Origin of the sequence: Actinacidiphila glaucinigra, from assembly GCF_900188405.1 — a bacterium.
Classification (GTDB): Bacteria; Actinomycetota; Actinomycetes; order Streptomycetales; family Streptomycetaceae; genus Actinacidiphila; species Actinacidiphila glaucinigra.
On record NZ_FZOF01000022.1, the window covers coordinates 126,151 to 141,008 of the forward strand.

Sequence of the window (14,858 nt, forward strand, 5' to 3'; positions counted from 1 at the left end):
TTTTCATGCCGTCCCGCGCCCGGCCTCGAGGTCCAGCAGCAGCCGCTTGCGCTCCACGCCGCCCGCGTAGCCGGTGATCGCGCCCTTGGCGCCGACCACGCGGTGGCAGGGGCGGACGACCAGCAGCGGGTTGCGGCCGATCGCGGTGCCGACCGCGCGTGACGAGGTCCGCGGGATGCCCATCGCCTCGGCGACGTCCGCGTAGGTGAGCGTCGTGCCGTAGCCGATGGTCTCCAGGGTCTTCCACACCTGCTGCTGGAAGGCGGTCCCCGCGATGGTGAACTCGATGTCGAAGTCCGTCAGTTCACCGGCGAAGTACGCCCGGAGCTGGCGGGTGACCTCGGTGAACGCGGCGCCGTCGGCACGCGCGCCGTCCGCCAGGTCCGCCGCGACGACCCCGCCCTTCTGGTCCGGCACCGACAGCGAGGTGAGCGCGGTGCCGCCCTTCGCGGTCGGTGACTCCTCGCCGACCAGCAGCAGTTCGCCCAGCGGGCTGTCGAGCGTCGTGTAGACCGTCATCGGTCCTTCCCTTTCCTCATGTCTTCAGTGACATCTACGATTCTGCGGCGGTTCGTCACCCATGTCCGGCGGGATTCGGACGTCGCATTCCCGCCGCCCCCGCCCCTCCGGATCGCGCCTGTCCCGGTCAACCGGCGCTCCACAGCAGGTGCATCGCGTAGGTGCGCCACGGCCGCCAGCCCTCGGCGTCCTCCAGCGGGACACCGGCACGCGCGGCCCCCGCGCGCACCGCGACATCGCCCTCCAGCAGCACATCGGGATCGCCCAGGGCGCGCATCCGGATGTAGCCGGCCGTCCACGGCCCGATGCCCCGCAGCGCGAGCAGGTCCTTCTCCGCGCCGTCCCGGTCCGCGCCCGGATCGAGCAGGACCTCGCCGACGGCGAGGGCGCGGGCCAGGCCGCGCAGCGTCTCCCGCCGGGCCCGGGGCATGCCGACGGCTTCCAGCGAGGCACCGGCGAGCGTGTCCGCGTCGGGGAACAGATGCGTCAGACCGCCGCTCGGCGCCGCCAGGGGCTCACCGTGGGCGGCGACCAGCGCCACGCCGAGCCGGCGCCCGGCCGCCACCGACACCTGCTGGCCCAGCACCGCCCGCACGGCGAGCTCGTGCGGGTCCGCCGCCCCGGGCGCCCGCAGCCCGGGGCGGGCCCGGGCCAGGGCCCCCATCGCCGGGTCCGCGGCCAGCCGTTCGGCGACCGCGTACGGATCGGCGTCCAGGTCGAACAGGCGCCGCACGCGCTGCGTCCCGGTGGTCAGGTCGCGCAGCGCGGTCAGGTGCAGCCGGCACTCGAGCCAGTCGCCGCCCCTGCCGGGCGCGGCCTCCTCCACCTCGGCGACCGCGGGCCCGTGCGGCAGCCTGAGCGTCCGCCGGTAGACCCGCCGGCCGCGGGTCCCCGTGATCTCCTCGGCACCGGCGATCGCGCGGGCCGCCAGGTAGTCGAAGACCCGTCCGGTGTCGTACGGCCCCCGGTACGACAGCCGCAGCGGCACACCGGCGGCGGTGCCGGCGGCCGTGTGCCGGGCGGGGCGCGCCTGCCGCAGCGCGGTCGGCGTGAGCGCGTACACCTCGCGGACCGTGCCGTTGAACTGCCGTACGCTCGCGAAACCGGCCGCGAAGGCGATCTCCGCCGCCTGCATGTCCGTGGTCTGCAGCAGGATCCGGGCGGTGTGCGCCCGCTGCGCACGGGCGAGGGCGATGGGGCCCGCCCCCACTTCCGCGTTGAGCTGCCGCTGCACCTGCCGCGCGCTGTAACCGAGCCGCCCGGCCAGCCCCGCGACGCCCTCCCGGTCGACGACGCCGTCGGCGATCAGCCGCATCGCGCGGCCCACCACGTCCGCCCGCGCGTTCCACGCGGCGGAGCCCGGCACCGCGTCCGGGCGGCATCTGCGGCAGGCCCGGAAACCCGACCCCTGGGCGGCCGCCGCCGTACGGAAGAACCGGACGTTGCGCCGCTTGGGCGTGACCGCCGGGCAGCTGGGGCGGCAGTAGATCCCCGTCGTCGTCACCGCGAAGAAGAACTCGCCGTCGAAGCGGGCGTCGCGGCTGCACACCGCCTCGTACCTGCTGTCCTCGTCGGTCGTGTCGGTCGTCACCCCTCCACTGTGCGGTATCGCGGCGGCGGGCCGCTCGCGGGAATCGGACGTCGCGTTCCCGGGCCGGGCCGGGCCGAGTCGCCGTCCGTGCCGTTGTGCCCTTGACCCGGAGGAGGCGGTACCCGTGACGGGCGAGACCCCGGGGACGCCCGTGCACGGCCTCGGAGCGCGCATGCTGGAGGCCCTGTTAACGGAGTCCGTGGGGGTCCGCCGGGCGCGGCGGCTGCCGTGCGACCGTGCGGGGCCGGGCCGCCTCGGTGATCCTGAAGGGATGACAGCCGGCTCCGCCCCACGAGACCTCACCGGCCGGGAGGCCCCCGGCACGGGCCGCGCCAACTACACGGGCGCCGTCTACGGATCGCTGCTGGCCGCCTCGGTGGTGGCCGGCGCCGGTTCGGCGGGCCCGTACCCCCGGGTGGAGCTGGTGCTGCTGCTGATCTGCACCGGTCTGGTGTTCTGGGCCGCCCACGTCTACGCGGGGTTCGTCGGCGACCGCCTGCGCAGGGGGAACGTCTCCTGGCAGGAGATCCGCCGGGTGTGCGTCGGCGAGTGGCCGATCGTGCAGGCCGCGCTGCTTCCGGCGGCCGCGGTCGCGGTGAGCCCGCTGCTGGGGCTCGGGCTGGAGGGCACGGCGTGGCTGGCCCTGGGGGTCGCCGTCGTCCAGCAGGTCGGGTGGGCCAGTGCCGCCGTCATCCGGGTGGGCGCGTCCCGCTGGGCGGTGGTGTCCGTGGGGATCGTGAACCTGGTGCTGGGCCTGGTCATCGTGGCGGCGAAGGTCGCGCTCCAGCACTGAGCGGTGGCGCCGCGGGTGTGCTGTGGTGGGCCCTGTATGGAGTGGTTTGTCAGTTTTTTCTGTGGGGCAGGTGTGCCCCGAGGCGGTGAACGCGCATGGCTCGCCACACGCAGACCGGCGCCCGCAAGCCCACCGAGCTCCCTCCGGAGTCCTGGCGCGTGGTGCTCCGGCGCACGGTCAAGGAGTTCTGGGCGGACCATCTGACCGACTGGGCCGCGGCGCTGACGTACTACGCCGTGCTGTCGGTCTTCCCCGCGCTCCTCGTCATCGTCTCCGTCGTCGGTCTGCTGGGCGGCCCCAGTGTCAAACCCCTGATCGTCAACGCGAGCGGGCTCGCGCCGGGACCGGTCCGCGACACCCTGACCGGCGTGCTCGGGCAGTTGCAGCACGGCGTCGGCCGAGGGGGACTGGCCCTCGCGATCGGCGCGGCGGTCGCCCTGTGGTCCTCCTCCGGCTACGTGGCGACCTTCATGCGGGCCGCCAACGCCCTCTACGACATCGACGAGGGCCGGCCCGTGTGGAAGACCCTGGCCGACAGGTTCGTCATCCCCTTGGTGCTGCTGGTGGTCACCGCGCTCATCGCGATCGGCGTGGTCTTCACCGGAGCGCTGGCCCGCAGGACGGGCCAGGTGCTGGGGGCCGGCGACGCCGCGCTCGGCGTGTGGGGCATCGTCAAATGGCCCGTGATGCTCGTGCTGTTCGGACTGGTCCTCGCGCTGCTGTACTGGGCCGCCCCAAACGTGAAGCACGGCGGCTTCCGCTGGGTGAGCCCCGGCAGCGCCCTGGCCGTGGTCATCTGGGCCGCCGCCTCCGCGCTGTTCAGCCTCTACGTGTCCAACTTCGGCAACTACAACAGGCTCTACGGCAGCCTGGCGGCGATCATCGTCTTCCTCGTCTGGCTGTGGATCTCGAACATTGCCGTCCTCCTCGGCCTGGAGTTCAACGCCGAACTCGAAAGGGCCCGGGCACGGCCGGACGGCGGCCCGGACGACGGCCCGGACGACAGGCTGCCGAAGGCCGAACCGCAGGACACCGAGCGCCTCAGCGCCGAAGACGGGTGACGACGGGACGGCGTGACGCGCCCGTGCCGTCAGGCGCCCCTGCCGTCAGACCGCCGCGCCCTCACGGCCGGGAGCCGACACCGGTCGCCACCTCGTGCAGCCGGCTGCCGGCCCCGCCCGGCGCCAGGGGAGCGGTCGACGGGTCGCCCGCGCCCTCGCGCAGACCCTCCAGGAACTCCTCGATCGCCTGGGTGGCGGCATGGCGGGGCTCCCAGCCAAGTTCACGGCGGGCCCGTGAGGTGTCCATCAGCGGCAGCCTGACCACGGCGTCGAACAGGCCGGGCGACGACGGCACCAGGTGCAGCCGCCACGCCCCGGCCAGCGCCGCCCGTACCGCGCTCCGCGGCATACGGACGACCTGCGCCCCGAGCAGCGCGGCGAGTTCCTCCGCGTCCAGCGGCGGATCGGCCGCCAGGTTGAAGGCGCCGTGCACCGGACGGTGCAGGGCCAGCCGGTAGGCCTCGGCCGCGTCGTCGGAGTGGAGCGCCTGGAAGCGCAACCCGCGCATGTCCGGGACGACCGGTACCAGGCGGGGGCGCACGAGCCGGTTCGGCAGGAACGGCCCCGCGAACAAACGGCGCTGCTGGGCGGCGGACTCCCGCTTGAAGACGAACCCCGGCCGCATGCGCACCACGCGGATGTGCGGGTTCTCCCGCTCGAAGGCGTCGAGGCAGCGCTCGACGTACGCCTTCTCCCGGCAGTAGGCGGCCCCCGGCCAGCCGTGCGTGGGCCACGACTCGTCGACCGGGTACCGCTTGGGGCCGGGGGAGTACGCCGCCACCGACGAGGCGTGGATCAGGGCCGGCACACCGGCCGCGGCCGCCGCTTCGAAGACGCGGATACCGCCCAGGACGTTGGTGCGCCACGTGATCGACGGGTCGTGGGTGGGCTGCAGCAGCCAGGCCAGGTGCACGACGGCGTGCGCGCCGCGCAGGTGGTCCACCAGGCGCGTGCGGTCGTCGCCGATGTCGGCGTGCACCCATGTGGTGCGGGCGGGGCGCCAGTCCTGGGGGATCCTGCGGGCGATGCCGACGATGCCGGCCACCGCCGGGTCGTCGACGAGGGCCCGCACCAGGCTCGTCCCGACGTTTCCGGTCGCCCCTACGACGACGACGCGCAGGGCGCCGCCGGCGGGCGCGAAGTCGTTCGTCACGATCCTCGCCTCCCTCGGCCACCGGGAGCGCCCGGGCACCGCCGGTGCCGGGCGGGTCGCCCGGCACCCCCGGCACCCCCGGCGGCCTCGTCCGATGTCTGTCCCGGTCTTCGGGGCGGCTACCCGGCGGGGGACGTTTCAGACCTCGGCCGCGGGGCGTCGGCCGACCGCGTCAGCCGACCGCCTTCGCCATCCGGCGCACCGCCTCCGTGAGCACCTCGGGCGTCGTCGCGAGGTTCAGCCGTGCGTGGCCGTCGCCGCCCGTGCCGAAGTCGGACCCCGCGCTGAGGGCGACCCTTCCGCGGGCGAGGAAGGCGGCGGCCGGGTCGTCGCCGAGGCCCAGCTTCCGGCAGTCCAGCCAGGCCAGGTAGGTGCCGGGGCCCGGCTCGTAGGCGATTGCCGGTAGCTGCTCGGCCAGCAGCGCGGCGAGCAGCCGGCGGTTCTCGGCGAGGTCGTTCAGCACGGCGTCCAGCCACCGCCCGCCCTCGCGCAGCGCCGCCGTGTGCGCGATGACGCCCAGGTGGCTCGGTCCGTGGCCGACCTCCTCCGGCATACGCGCCAGGTCGTCCGCCGCGGCGGGCCCGGCCAGGGCGAGCGCGGCCTTCAGCCCGGCCAGGTTCCACGCCTTCGACGCGGACATCAGCGACAGGCCGCTCTCGCCGCCGGGCACGCTCAGGTACGGGACGAACGCCGCCTCGGCGGTCACCAGCGGCGCGTGGATCTCGTCCACCACGACCCGCACCCCGTACGTCCCGGCCAGCGCCGCCACCGCGGACAGCTCCTCGGCGGTGTGCACCGTGCCGGTCGGATTGTGCGGGCTGCAGAGCAGGTAGGCGGCCCGGCCGCCGTCGTCCGTGGACCGGGCGAAGGCCTCCTCCAGCGCCGCGAGGTCCAGTCGCAGGCCGGGGCCGAACGGGGCCTCCACCACGCGTCGGTCCATGTGCGTCACGAACTGGTAGAACGGCGGGTACACCGGGCAGTTGACGATCACCGGATCCCCGGGACCCGTGACCAGCCGCAGCATCTCGACGACGCCCAGCATCACGTCGGGCACGATCGAGGCGCGCTCCACGGCCAGGCCGTCCCACCCCCACCGCTCGCGGGCGAAGTCCGCCAGCGCCTCCGCGTACGCGGTGCCCGCCGGATAGCCCGTGTCGCCGATCGCGATCGCCTCCGTGAGCGCGCGGGCCACGGGCGCGGCCAGCGGCACGTCCATCTCCGCCACCCACAGGGGCAGCACGTCGTCCGGATGGGTGCGCCACTTCATGCTCGTCCGGCGCCGCAGCTGGTCGAGCGTGAGGCGCCGCAGCGGGTGGTCGTCATTCGACGCGATGTCCATGACATCAACATAGGTGCGCACCCGCCGCCGGGGCAGGGGGCGGCAGGGCGCACGTGTTGCCGAACCGGCAAGAAGGCTTGCCCGGCGGATGCGCCGGGCCGCATCGTCGGGGGCAGGTCCACACCCACGGCACAAAGGAGACGACATCCATGACCGACGGCACCACCAGCGCGACCGGCGCCGGACCCGAGGCGGAGTTCTGGGACGCCCGGTACGCCGGCAGCGACCGCGTCTGGAGCGGCAACCCCAACAACGTCCTGGTCAGCGAGGTCGGGGGCCTGAAGCCCGGCACCGCGCTCGATCTGGGCTGCGGTGAGGGCGCCGACGCGGTCTGGTTGGCCCGGCAGGGGTGGCGGGTGACCGCCGTCGACATCTCCCGCGTCGCACTGGAGCGGGCCGCCGGCCATGCGAAGGCGGAGGGCATCGCCGAGGGGCTCATCGACTGGCAGCGCCACGACCTGGGCGAGACGTTTCCCGAGGGCACCTACGACCTCGTCTCCGCGCAGTTCCTGCACTCGCCGAACGACATGCCCCGCGAGCGCATCCTGCGCGCCGCCGCGGCGGCCGTGGCGCCCGGCGGTGTGCTGCTTGTCGTCGGGCACGCCGGGTTCCCGGCCTGGGAGACCGATCCGCACCCTGAGATGCACTTCCCGACGCCGGACGAGGTGCTGGAGAGCCTCGGGCTCCCCGACGGGGAGTGGGAGGTGGTGCTGACCGACGAGCACGAGCGCATCCAGAACGATCCCGACGGGCGGCCCACGACCCGCGTGGACAACACCCTGGAGATCCGCCGCCTGGCGCCGTGAGACACGGCGCGGCGGGCCGTGGCGACCACGGCCCGCCGGCGCGCGCGGGTGCGGGGGGAGTGACGGGGCGTCATCGACGTGCGTCCTCGTACTCCTCCTCGTCCTCTTCGTCGTACTCCTCGTCGTCGTACTCCTCGTCCTCGTCCTCCGGTTCTTCCTCGTCCTCCGGTTCTTCCTCGTCCTCGGGTTCTTCCTCGTCCGCGGCGTACTCTTCGTCCTCCTCGTCTCCCTCCTCTTCTTCGTCCTCGTCCTCGTCCTCGGGGTAGCCCTCGTCCTCAGGCTCTTCCTCTTCCTCGTCCTCGGGGTACTCCTCCTCGCCCTCTTCAGCCTCCTCCGCCTCCAGGGCCTCCTCGTGCGTGCGCACGACCTCACCGTCGCGGATCTCACCGCGCCAGCCCTCGGGTTCCTCGTTGGTGAGCGAGACGTACCGCTGGAAGTGCTTGAAGTCGAGCCGCAGACGGCGTCCTTGCGCGCGCCAGATGTTGCCCGTCTTCTCGAACAGGCCGGAGGGGTAGTACTCGACGACGAGGACGATGCGGGTCAGGGACGGCGCGAGCTCGTGGAAGCTGACGCAGCCGCGTGTGGTGCCCTTGGCGCCGTCGGAGTGCCAGATGATGTGTTCGTCGGGGACCTGCTCCACGACGGTGGCCTTCCAACCGCGCGTCGACGGGCCGACCTTGACCTTCCAGTCGCTCGATGTGTCGTCGCCTTTGGAGACGCTGCGGACGCCCTTGGTGAAGGCGCTGAACTTCTCGAACTGGGTCCAGTGGTCGTAGGCGAACCGGAGGGGCACCCCGACGTCCAGGACCTCGACGATGTTCGTCACCTTCTGCGTCCCGGACTTGCGGCCCTTGCCCTTGCCGCCCAAGAGCTGTTTCGCCTTGTCCAGGATCCCGCCCCCTCCCCCGCCGCTGCCGCCGCCGAACGCCTGTTTGGCCTTGTCGAGCATCCCGCCGCCGATGGCCTTGAGGGGAGAGTCGCCCTGGAGGATGCGCAGGCCCGCTTTGGGCAGGACCCCGCCGTTGTCGGCCACGTCCTGCAACTGGCCGGTGAGGCCGGCGACCTTGTCGCCCGCTTTGTCGGCCAGGTTCCCCACCTGGGCCCCGACGAAGCTGGCGAGTTCGTCGCGCAGCAGGTCCAGGCCGGAGGCCTGGCCGTTACCCGTGTCCTGTGCCGTCCTGGCCATCGGGCTACCTCCGCCGTGTGGACGTCTTCTTGGCCGCTGCCTTCTTCGCCGGGGCCTTGCGCGCCGTGGTCTTCCTGGCGGGCGCGGAAGTCTTCTTCGCCGTACGCTTCGCCGGTGCCGCGGTCTTCTTTGCGGCGGTCTTCTTGGCGGCGGCGGACTTCTTCGCGGGCTGCGCCTTCTTGGCGGGTGCCTTCCTGGCCGCCGGCTTGCGCTCCGGTTCGCGGTCCGGCTCGCGCTGAGGCCTGGGTTGCCGGCGCTGCGCGGTACGGCGGCGCCTCGGCGGTTCCTCCTCCTCTTCGTCCTCCTCCTGCTCCTCTTCCTCCTCGTCCACGGCCTCCTCGTCCTCGGGTTCCTCCTCGGCCCGGGAAGGGCGGCGCCGCTTCGACCGCGACCGCGGCTTCTGTGCGGCCTCCTCTTCTTCCCCTTCGTCCGGTTCGTACTCCTCTTCCGTCTCCGCTTCCTCGCCGTCTTCCTTCTTGGCGCCGATCCGGGCCGTGCGGTCGTGCAACACGCCCGCCAGATCTGCCAGCTTGCGGTCCGCGGCCGCAGTGACCGCCTTGCGTCCGGCGTCCATCAGCTCGCCGCGCACCTGATCGCCGAGGTCGGCGATCTGCGGTACGTCCTGCAGCCTGCGAATACCCTCGGTGAGCAGTTGTTGCGGATCGAGTCCGGCGCGGCGGCCAGCGAGGAAGGTCGCCATCGCGAAGGCGAGCCGCCCCTTCTTGGCGCGACCGAGCACGTAACCACCGGCGACTGCGGCGGCAAGAGCGATCTTGGTCGTGTCCTTCATCAGTCGTTCCCTTCGGAAAGCGACCCGGCGCCGCACACACGTTGTGGGGTGTATATGCTGAAATAGTACGTTTCTTAGTGGGGGTGGCGCTCCTCCGGAACCGGAGAAGGGGATGGCCGCAAGCGACAGGAACGCCCGGAGCAGAAGCACCAGGCGCGGCCGGGACGGCGAACGAGCGGAGCGGCCGCGCAAGCGCTCCGCCGCGTGGGCGATGCGCTCCGCGGCCGATCAGCTCTTCGAACTCCTGGGCCGCAGGCCGGAGTCCGTCTCGGCGGTCAAGCCCGTCGACGAGGGCTGGGAAGCCGACGTCGAGGTGCTGGAGTTGGAGCGTGTGCCCGAGACCACCAGCGTGATGGCCACCTACCACGTGAAGCTCGACGAGGAGGGAGACCTGGTGGCGTACGAACGCACCCGTCGTTACACGCGGGGCCAGATCGACCGGCGCTTCTGAGACGGGAAGCACTGAAGGGAGGCGCCATGACCGTGGTGCCGCAGGGTGGCGGCGGTATCTCCAGGGGCGGCACGGGGAGCCTGTACGACGTCCTGGAGCTCATCCTGGACCGAGGGCTCGTCATCGACGTGTTCGTCCGCGTGTCCCTGGTGGGCATCGAGATCCTGAAGATCGACGCCCGCATCGTGGTGGCGAGCGTCGACACCTATCTGCGCTTCGCCGAGGCGTGCAACCGGCTCGACCTGGAGTCCGGCCGCAAACAGCCCGCCCAGCTCACCGACCTCGTCGGTGAGATCACCGAGAGCGGCGCGAAGGGCAAGTCCAAAGGCGCGCTCTCCGGCGCCGTGGAGGCCGTAACAGGGGCCCTGAAGGGCGGCGACCAGGACGAGGAGGACGACTACGAGGAAGAGCCCGAGGAGGAGGAAGCGGAGTACGAGGAGGAGCCCAGGCCGCAGCGCAGGAGCACCAGGCGCACTTCCCGGCGGGAGAGGGAATGACCATGGCCGTCTACGTCTACTCCATCACCTCGAAGGGCCACCCGGTGCGCCTGGACGGCCTCACGCCGGTCGGCGGGTCGGGCGAGTCGTTGCGGACGGTGACGAACGGAGACCTCTCCGCGGTCGTGAGCGACGCCCCCCAGGACCTGCGCCCCCGGCGCAGGGACGTGCTCGCCCACCAGGAGGTCCAGGAGCGGCTGATGGCCGACGGTGCCGTGCTGCCGCTGCGCTTCGGCTTCACGGCCCCCGACGAGGACGCCGTGCGCGGCGTGCTGGAGGACCGCGCGGAGGAGTTCCGCGAGCAGTTGAAGAACCTGGAGGGCTGCGCCGAGTACCACCTGAAGGTCTCGTGGGACGAGGACTCGCTGCTGCGCCGGATCCTCGACGAGAACGACGAGGTACGCCGGCTGAACGAGGAGATCCGCGGCGGATCCGCCTCCCCAGACATGCCGCTGGTGCTGGGCGAGCTGATCTCCAACGAGGTGCAGGCCCGCCAGCAGGCCCTCGGAGCGGGCATCGTCGAGGCGCTGCGCCCCTTCGTCCGGGACGACGTGGCCACCGCGCCGGCCGGGCAGGACTTCCTCAGCGTCTCCTTCCTGGTGGACGACGCCAAGGAGGAGATGTTCCTCGCCACCCAGCTCAGCCTGGCCAACCAGGTGGGCGAGGAATGCGATTTCCGGCTGCGGGGACCGCTGCCCCCGTACAGCTTCGTGTGACGAGGACGAGGACGAGGACGAGAACGAGTGAGGAGGCGTCATGGGACTGTTCACGCAGATCGTCACCCTCCCCCTGGCGCCGGTGCGCGGGGTGGGCTGGGTCGTCGAACGCGTGCTGGAGGCCGCCGAGCAGGAGTACTACGACCCCGAGCCCGTCGAGCGCGAACTCGCCGCCCTGGAGAAGGAACTCCTCGCCGGACGGATCGACGAGGAGACCTTCGAGGCGCGCGAGGAGGTGCTGCTCGACCGCCTCGAGGAGATCGCCGCCTTCCGGCGCGGTGAGGCCATGCCCTAGGGGGGCCACGCCCTGAGACGAGGTGACGCTGTGACGGATTCCCCGGCCGGCCGGCTCGGTTCGTACCCCAGCAGGGCCGCTCCGCAGCCGTCCCCCTACGGGCAGGGTTCGTCGGCCAACCTGGCGGACATCCTGGAGCGTGTCCTGGACAAGGGCATCGTCATCGCGGGCGACATCCAGATCAACCTGCTCGACATCGAACTGCTCACCATCAAGCTGCGGCTCCTGGTGGCCTCCGTCGACAAGGCCAAGGAGATGGGCATCGACTGGTGGGAGCACGACCCCTCGCTGTCCTCACGCGCCCACGGGGAGAGTTCGCTCGCGGAGGAGAACCGGCGGCTGCGCGAGGAGATCGAGGCGCTGAAGGAGGGACGGGAGCTGACGGACACGCCACGCGGCAGCGTGGCCTCCCGCCACCGCACCCGGTCCTCCTCGGCGACGCCCCGCCGCCGCGGCGGCGGAACCGGGACGGACGACGATGGATGACCGGGTCAGCTACGCGTACGCCGTGCTGCGCACAGACGGCGTGCCGGACGGCACCCTGGGGGCGCTGACGGGCGTCGCCCGGGCGCCCGTAAGGCTCGTGACGTCCGGTCCGCTGGCCGCCGCGGTCAGCCCGGTGCCCGCCGCGGACTTCGACGAGGACGCCCTCCGCCGGCACCTGGAGGACCTGGACTGGCTCGAGGCCGTCGCCCGCGCCCACCACACCGTCATCGAGGCGCTCTCCGCGCACACCACCGTGCTGCCGCTGCGGCTGGCCACGGTCTACCTGGACGACGAACGCGTGCGCCAGGTGCTGCGGGACGACGGCGCGGCGTTCACGGAGGTCCTGGAACGGCTCACCGGGCACCTCGAATGGGGCGTCAAGATCTATGTGGACGCCCCGGCGGCGGCCGCCGAACCCCCCGTCCCCGCCGAGGGACTCAGCCCCGGCCGCGCCTATCTGCGCGCCCGCAGCGCCCAGCGGCACACCCGCGACGAGGCCTACCGCGCGGCGGAGGAGGCCGCCGTACGGGTCGATACGATCGGCCGCGAACTGGCCGCCGCCCACGCCCGCCACCGCGCCCAGCAGGGCCGACTCGCCGCGGGTGCGGGGGAGAACGTCCTCAACGACGCCTTCCTCGTCGCGCACGGACAGGCCGAGGCCTTCCGCAGCCGCGCCCTGGCCGCCGGCGAAGGACTTCCCGGGGTGCGCGTCGACGTCACCGGTCCCTGGGCCCCGTACTCCTTCGCCGCCCTTCCCGGCGCCACCCGGTCCGGAGCGGACGCGGCGGACCCCGCGGACGCGGCGGACGCGGCGCCATGACCGCGGCCGACCGGGCCCCAGAACCCCTGGCCGAACGTCAGGTGGCCCTCGTCGACCTGCTCGACCGCCTCCTCAGCGGCGGAGTCGTCCTCACCGGCGACGTGGTGCTCTCCATCGCCGACATCGACCTCGTCCGCATCTCCTTGCGCGCGCTGATCGTCTCCGTCAGCGAACGCAACCCCGCGCCGTGGGGCCCGGAGCCGGGCCCATGACACCCCCCGCGTCCCCGGGCGGCGACCACCCCCCGGACCGCTTCGGCGAGGTCGCCGACGCCGCCGCCCGCGCCTTCCGGCTTCTTCCCGCCGTCCCCCGCGACACCGCGTCCCCCCGCCCCGCGCGCCGGATCAGTACCGACCCCGACACGGTCGAACGCGACCTGATGAGGCTCGTCCTGACTCTCGTCGAACTCCTCCGCCAGCTCATGGAGCGGCAGGCCCTCCGCCGTGTCGACGCAGGGGACCTCACCGATGAGGAGGAGGAACGCCTCGGCGCCACCCTGATGATCCTCCACGACCGCATGGAGGGGCTGTGCGCCCAGTACGGCCTGTCCATGTCCGACCTCAACCTCGACCTGGGCCCCCTGGGCACGCTGCTCCCGCCCGACTGAGCGTGCGCAGGAGGCCTCAGGGCGTGGGGATGCCGCCCGGGCGGGAGGGGCGGCCGAAGCGGACGGGGACGCCGGGGGAGTACAGGACGCTGACCGGCGGGCCCACGGGGGCGGGGAGGCCGGCGGCCGTGATCAGGGTCTCGTCGCAGTCGAGGAGTTCGGCGCGGTGGAGGGGCCAGCGGGGGTGCGAGTTCGGAAGGTAGACCTGCCGCTCGAAGAACGTGTTGTGCAGGCCCCAGCGCGCGGTGAGGAAGTGCTCGAGCTCGGTGGGTTCCGCGACGGGTTCGCCGACGCGCACCGCTATGCGGGAGTGCGCCCCGCGGGGGCCCGGCCACCGGCGGGTGCTGGTGTACGTGAGGGTGTCGCCGTCGTGGCGGATCGCCATCCTCGACCACAGGTACGGCAGACGGAACGCGGCGCGCGCCACCGCCACGGGTATCAGCCGGGACGCGTCGAGCGAGCGGAAGACGACCCCGCGCCGCCCGTGGGCGTCCACGGAGTACAGCCGGACGTTCGTCTCGGGGAAGGTACCCAGGTAGGGGACCCCGGGGAGACGGAACCAGCCGACGCGGTGCATGCGGAAGGCGACGAGGCCGACGTAGGTGACGCCGTCGAGGGTGTCGGGGACGGTGCCGGCTGGCAGGTGCGGAGCGATGTCCGCGGGGTCGGCCGCCCAGTGGAGGAACGCCAGGTCGAGCCACGACTGGGTGAGCAGCGGGACGGCGGCGGCGTCGGGCGGCTCAGCGGTGATCGGTTCCGGGGTGGTCTGCGGGGGCGGCACCCGACCAGGATCGCAGACGGGTGAGGGGCGCCGGAGGGGGGCCGCACCGGGCGGGGTGCGGGGCTCGGACATCCGTACCGCGCGGGCTGGTTCACCGGCGGTCGTGCCGTGCGCGACGAGGCACGGCGTCATCGCGCGGGTGCGCCCGGGGGTGCGTCAGAGGGGTGCGCCGAGCGGCGCCGCGGCCGCTCCGGGTCCGCGGGGCGGGCCGACCGCCGGCCCCCGTCGCCCCACCGGCACGGGGCCCCGGAGGGCCCGCCGGAGCACTCCTGTGACGCGTGGGGTTCAGGGGGTGACAGCGGGGTACACCATGGGGGCGGGTGCCGGGGCCCCGCATCCGTTGGGGACGGACAGGGGGCCCTTCCCCCTACCGGTGACGCTGCGGAGCAGCCCTTCGGCGTGGGGAGTGATGGAGATGACGCACTGGTACGCCACCTCGTCACCTGCGGTCCGTACCGACGTGTACGTGTGCGAGCTGGAGCACCGCGCCGTGGCCGTCGCCGTCGCGCGACGCACCGCGCGCACGGTGCTGAGCGGCTGGTCGGTGCCGGAGGAGGCCGTCCACGACGCTGTTCTCGTCGTGTCGGAACTGGTCACCAACGCCGTGGAGCACGCGCTGCCGCCGGTCGCCCTGCGCCTGCGGCTGCGCCGCGGAGAGGTCGACGGCACGGCGATCATCCGCGTGGAGGTCACGGACGGCGGGCCCGCGCCGCGGCACGGCGCCTGGGCCGCCAGCTGCGGACCGGGCGAGCACGGCCGTGGCGCCGCCATCGTCGACCGCCTCGGAGTCGGTTCCGGCATCGGCGCCCGCAGCCGCGGCGGCGCCCGCTGGGCGGAGCTGCTGGCCGCCTGACCTGGGCAAAGAACCGCGCCGACCTGCCGCGCGCACCCCGGGGCCCCTGAGCGTGGATTTGCTTACGCGAATTTTGTCCGGAAGAAAACGAAATACCCTTATGTTGAGATCGCC

General features: G+C 73.1%; 19 protein-coding genes. 12 read left to right on the plus strand and 7 right to left on the minus strand.

The features are described 5' to 3' along the window. Nucleotides 1–3 precede the first annotated feature (3 nt). Together CHF15_RS31945 and CHF15_RS31950 are read right to left on the minus strand one after the other, a co-directional pair. On the minus strand, nt 4–519 hold the full coding sequence (locus CHF15_RS31945; protein WP_089227382.1) for a methylated-DNA--[protein]-cysteine S-methyltransferase: 516 nt from the start codon (nt 517–519) through the stop codon (nt 4–6). Between the two features lie 127 nt (nt 520–646). Continuing rightward, nucleotides 647–2,110 (minus strand): AlkA N-terminal domain-containing protein, encoded by a 1,464-nt coding sequence (locus CHF15_RS31950; RefSeq protein WP_089227383.1) that lies wholly within the window; start codon nt 2,108–2,110, stop codon nt 647–649. 271 nt (nt 2,111–2,381) lie between these two features. Here CHF15_RS31950 and CHF15_RS31955 point away from each other — a divergent pair, with 271 nt between their 5' ends. Together CHF15_RS31955 and CHF15_RS31960 are read left to right on the plus strand one after the other, a co-directional pair. Then, nucleotides 2,382–2,903, plus strand: a complete 522-nt coding sequence (locus tag CHF15_RS31955; RefSeq protein ID WP_089227384.1) for a hypothetical protein — start codon at nt 2,382–2,384, stop codon at nt 2,901–2,903. Nucleotides 2,904–2,998: 95 nt separating this feature from the next. Further along, nucleotides 2,999–3,964: a YihY/virulence factor BrkB family protein gene (locus tag CHF15_RS31960; RefSeq protein ID WP_089227385.1), complete on the plus strand. Its 966-nt coding sequence runs from the start codon at nt 2,999–3,001 to the stop codon at nt 3,962–3,964. A 61-nt stretch (nt 3,965–4,025) separates the two neighbouring features. Here the strand turns inward: CHF15_RS31960 and CHF15_RS31965 are convergent, their stop codons facing one another. Then, entirely contained in the window at nt 4,026–5,120 is a 1,095-nt protein-coding gene (locus tag CHF15_RS31965) for an NAD-dependent epimerase/dehydratase family protein (protein WP_245939147.1), read from the minus strand. A 169-nt stretch (nt 5,121–5,289) separates the two neighbouring features. Then, complete coding sequence (locus tag CHF15_RS31970; RefSeq protein WP_089227386.1) at nt 5,290–6,456, minus strand: MalY/PatB family protein; 1,167 nt, start codon at nt 6,454–6,456, stop codon at nt 5,290–5,292. 149 nt (nt 6,457–6,605) lie between these two features. Between CHF15_RS31970 and CHF15_RS31975 the strand changes: the two genes are divergently transcribed. Further along, the gene (locus CHF15_RS31975; RefSeq protein ID WP_089227387.1) at nt 6,606–7,262 is read left to right on the plus strand and encodes an SAM-dependent methyltransferase; all 657 of its coding nucleotides are present in this window, start codon (nt 6,606–6,608) and stop codon (nt 7,260–7,262) included. A 70-nt stretch (nt 7,263–7,332) separates the two neighbouring features. Here CHF15_RS31975 and CHF15_RS31980 read toward each other — a convergent pair whose 3' ends face one another. Beyond that, nucleotides 7,333–8,448, minus strand: a complete 1,116-nt coding sequence (locus CHF15_RS31980) for an SRPBCC family protein (RefSeq protein ID WP_089227388.1) — start codon at nt 8,446–8,448, stop codon at nt 7,333–7,335. Nucleotides 8,449–8,452: 4 nt separating this feature from the next. Continuing rightward, nucleotides 8,453–9,238 (minus strand): histone protein, encoded by a 786-nt coding sequence (locus tag CHF15_RS45155; RefSeq protein WP_179280059.1) that lies wholly within the window; start codon nt 9,236–9,238, stop codon nt 8,453–8,455. Between the two features lie 112 nt (nt 9,239–9,350). On the opposite strand from CHF15_RS45155, the gene CHF15_RS31990 reads away from it, so the two are divergent. Genes CHF15_RS31990 through CHF15_RS32025 form a run of 8 tightly spaced genes read left to right on the plus strand, consistent with a single transcriptional unit; the run spans nt 9,351 to nt 13,110 of the window. Then, the gene (locus CHF15_RS31990) at nt 9,351–9,689 is read left to right on the plus strand and encodes a gas vesicle protein GvpO (protein ID WP_089227389.1); all 339 of its coding nucleotides are present in this window, start codon (nt 9,351–9,353) and stop codon (nt 9,687–9,689) included. 26 nt (nt 9,690–9,715) lie between these two features. Next, on the plus strand, nt 9,716–10,186 hold the full coding sequence (locus CHF15_RS31995) for a gas vesicle structural protein GvpA (RefSeq protein ID WP_089227390.1): 471 nt from the start codon (nt 9,716–9,718) through the stop codon (nt 10,184–10,186). Nucleotides 10,187–10,188: 2 nt separating this feature from the next. Beyond that, entirely contained in the window at nt 10,189–10,902 is a 714-nt protein-coding gene (locus CHF15_RS32000; RefSeq protein ID WP_179280065.1) for a GvpL/GvpF family gas vesicle protein, read from the plus strand. Between the two features lie 40 nt (nt 10,903–10,942). Beyond that, a complete protein-coding gene (locus CHF15_RS32005) occupies nt 10,943–11,197 on the plus strand; it encodes a gas vesicle protein GvpG (protein WP_089227392.1) in 255 nt (84 codons plus the stop codon). 30 nt (nt 11,198–11,227) lie between these two features. After that, nucleotides 11,228–11,683 carry a gas vesicle protein gene (locus CHF15_RS32010; RefSeq protein WP_089227393.1) on the plus strand — a complete coding sequence of 152 codons (456 nt, stop codon included), beginning with the start codon at nt 11,228–11,230 and terminating at the stop codon, nt 11,681–11,683. Beyond that, on the plus strand, nt 11,676–12,503 hold the full coding sequence (locus tag CHF15_RS32015) for a GvpL/GvpF family gas vesicle protein (RefSeq protein ID WP_089227394.1): 828 nt from the start codon (nt 11,676–11,678) through the stop codon (nt 12,501–12,503). The genes CHF15_RS32010 and CHF15_RS32015 overlap by 8 nt, the downstream gene beginning before the upstream one ends. After that, the gene (locus CHF15_RS32020; RefSeq protein ID WP_089227395.1) at nt 12,500–12,715 is read left to right on the plus strand and encodes a gas vesicle protein; all 216 of its coding nucleotides are present in this window, start codon (nt 12,500–12,502) and stop codon (nt 12,713–12,715) included. Before CHF15_RS32015 ends, CHF15_RS32020 begins: the two co-directional genes overlap by 4 nt. Further along, nucleotides 12,712–13,110 (plus strand): gas vesicle protein K, encoded by a 399-nt coding sequence (locus CHF15_RS32025; protein WP_089227396.1) that lies wholly within the window; start codon nt 12,712–12,714, stop codon nt 13,108–13,110. The genes CHF15_RS32020 and CHF15_RS32025 overlap by 4 nt, the downstream gene beginning before the upstream one ends. Before the next feature lie 16 nt (nt 13,111–13,126). On the opposite strand, the gene CHF15_RS32030 is transcribed toward CHF15_RS32025, so the two are convergent. Next, a complete protein-coding gene (locus tag CHF15_RS32030) occupies nt 13,127–13,891 on the minus strand; it encodes a YqjF family protein (protein WP_089227397.1) in 765 nt (254 codons plus the stop codon). A 415-nt stretch (nt 13,892–14,306) separates the two neighbouring features. Here CHF15_RS32030 and CHF15_RS32035 point away from each other — a divergent pair, with 415 nt between their 5' ends. Continuing rightward, nucleotides 14,307–14,744 carry an ATP-binding protein gene (locus tag CHF15_RS32035; protein ID WP_089227438.1) on the plus strand — a complete coding sequence of 146 codons (438 nt, stop codon included), beginning with the start codon at nt 14,307–14,309 and terminating at the stop codon, nt 14,742–14,744. Nucleotides 14,745–14,858: the final 114 nt, after the last annotated feature.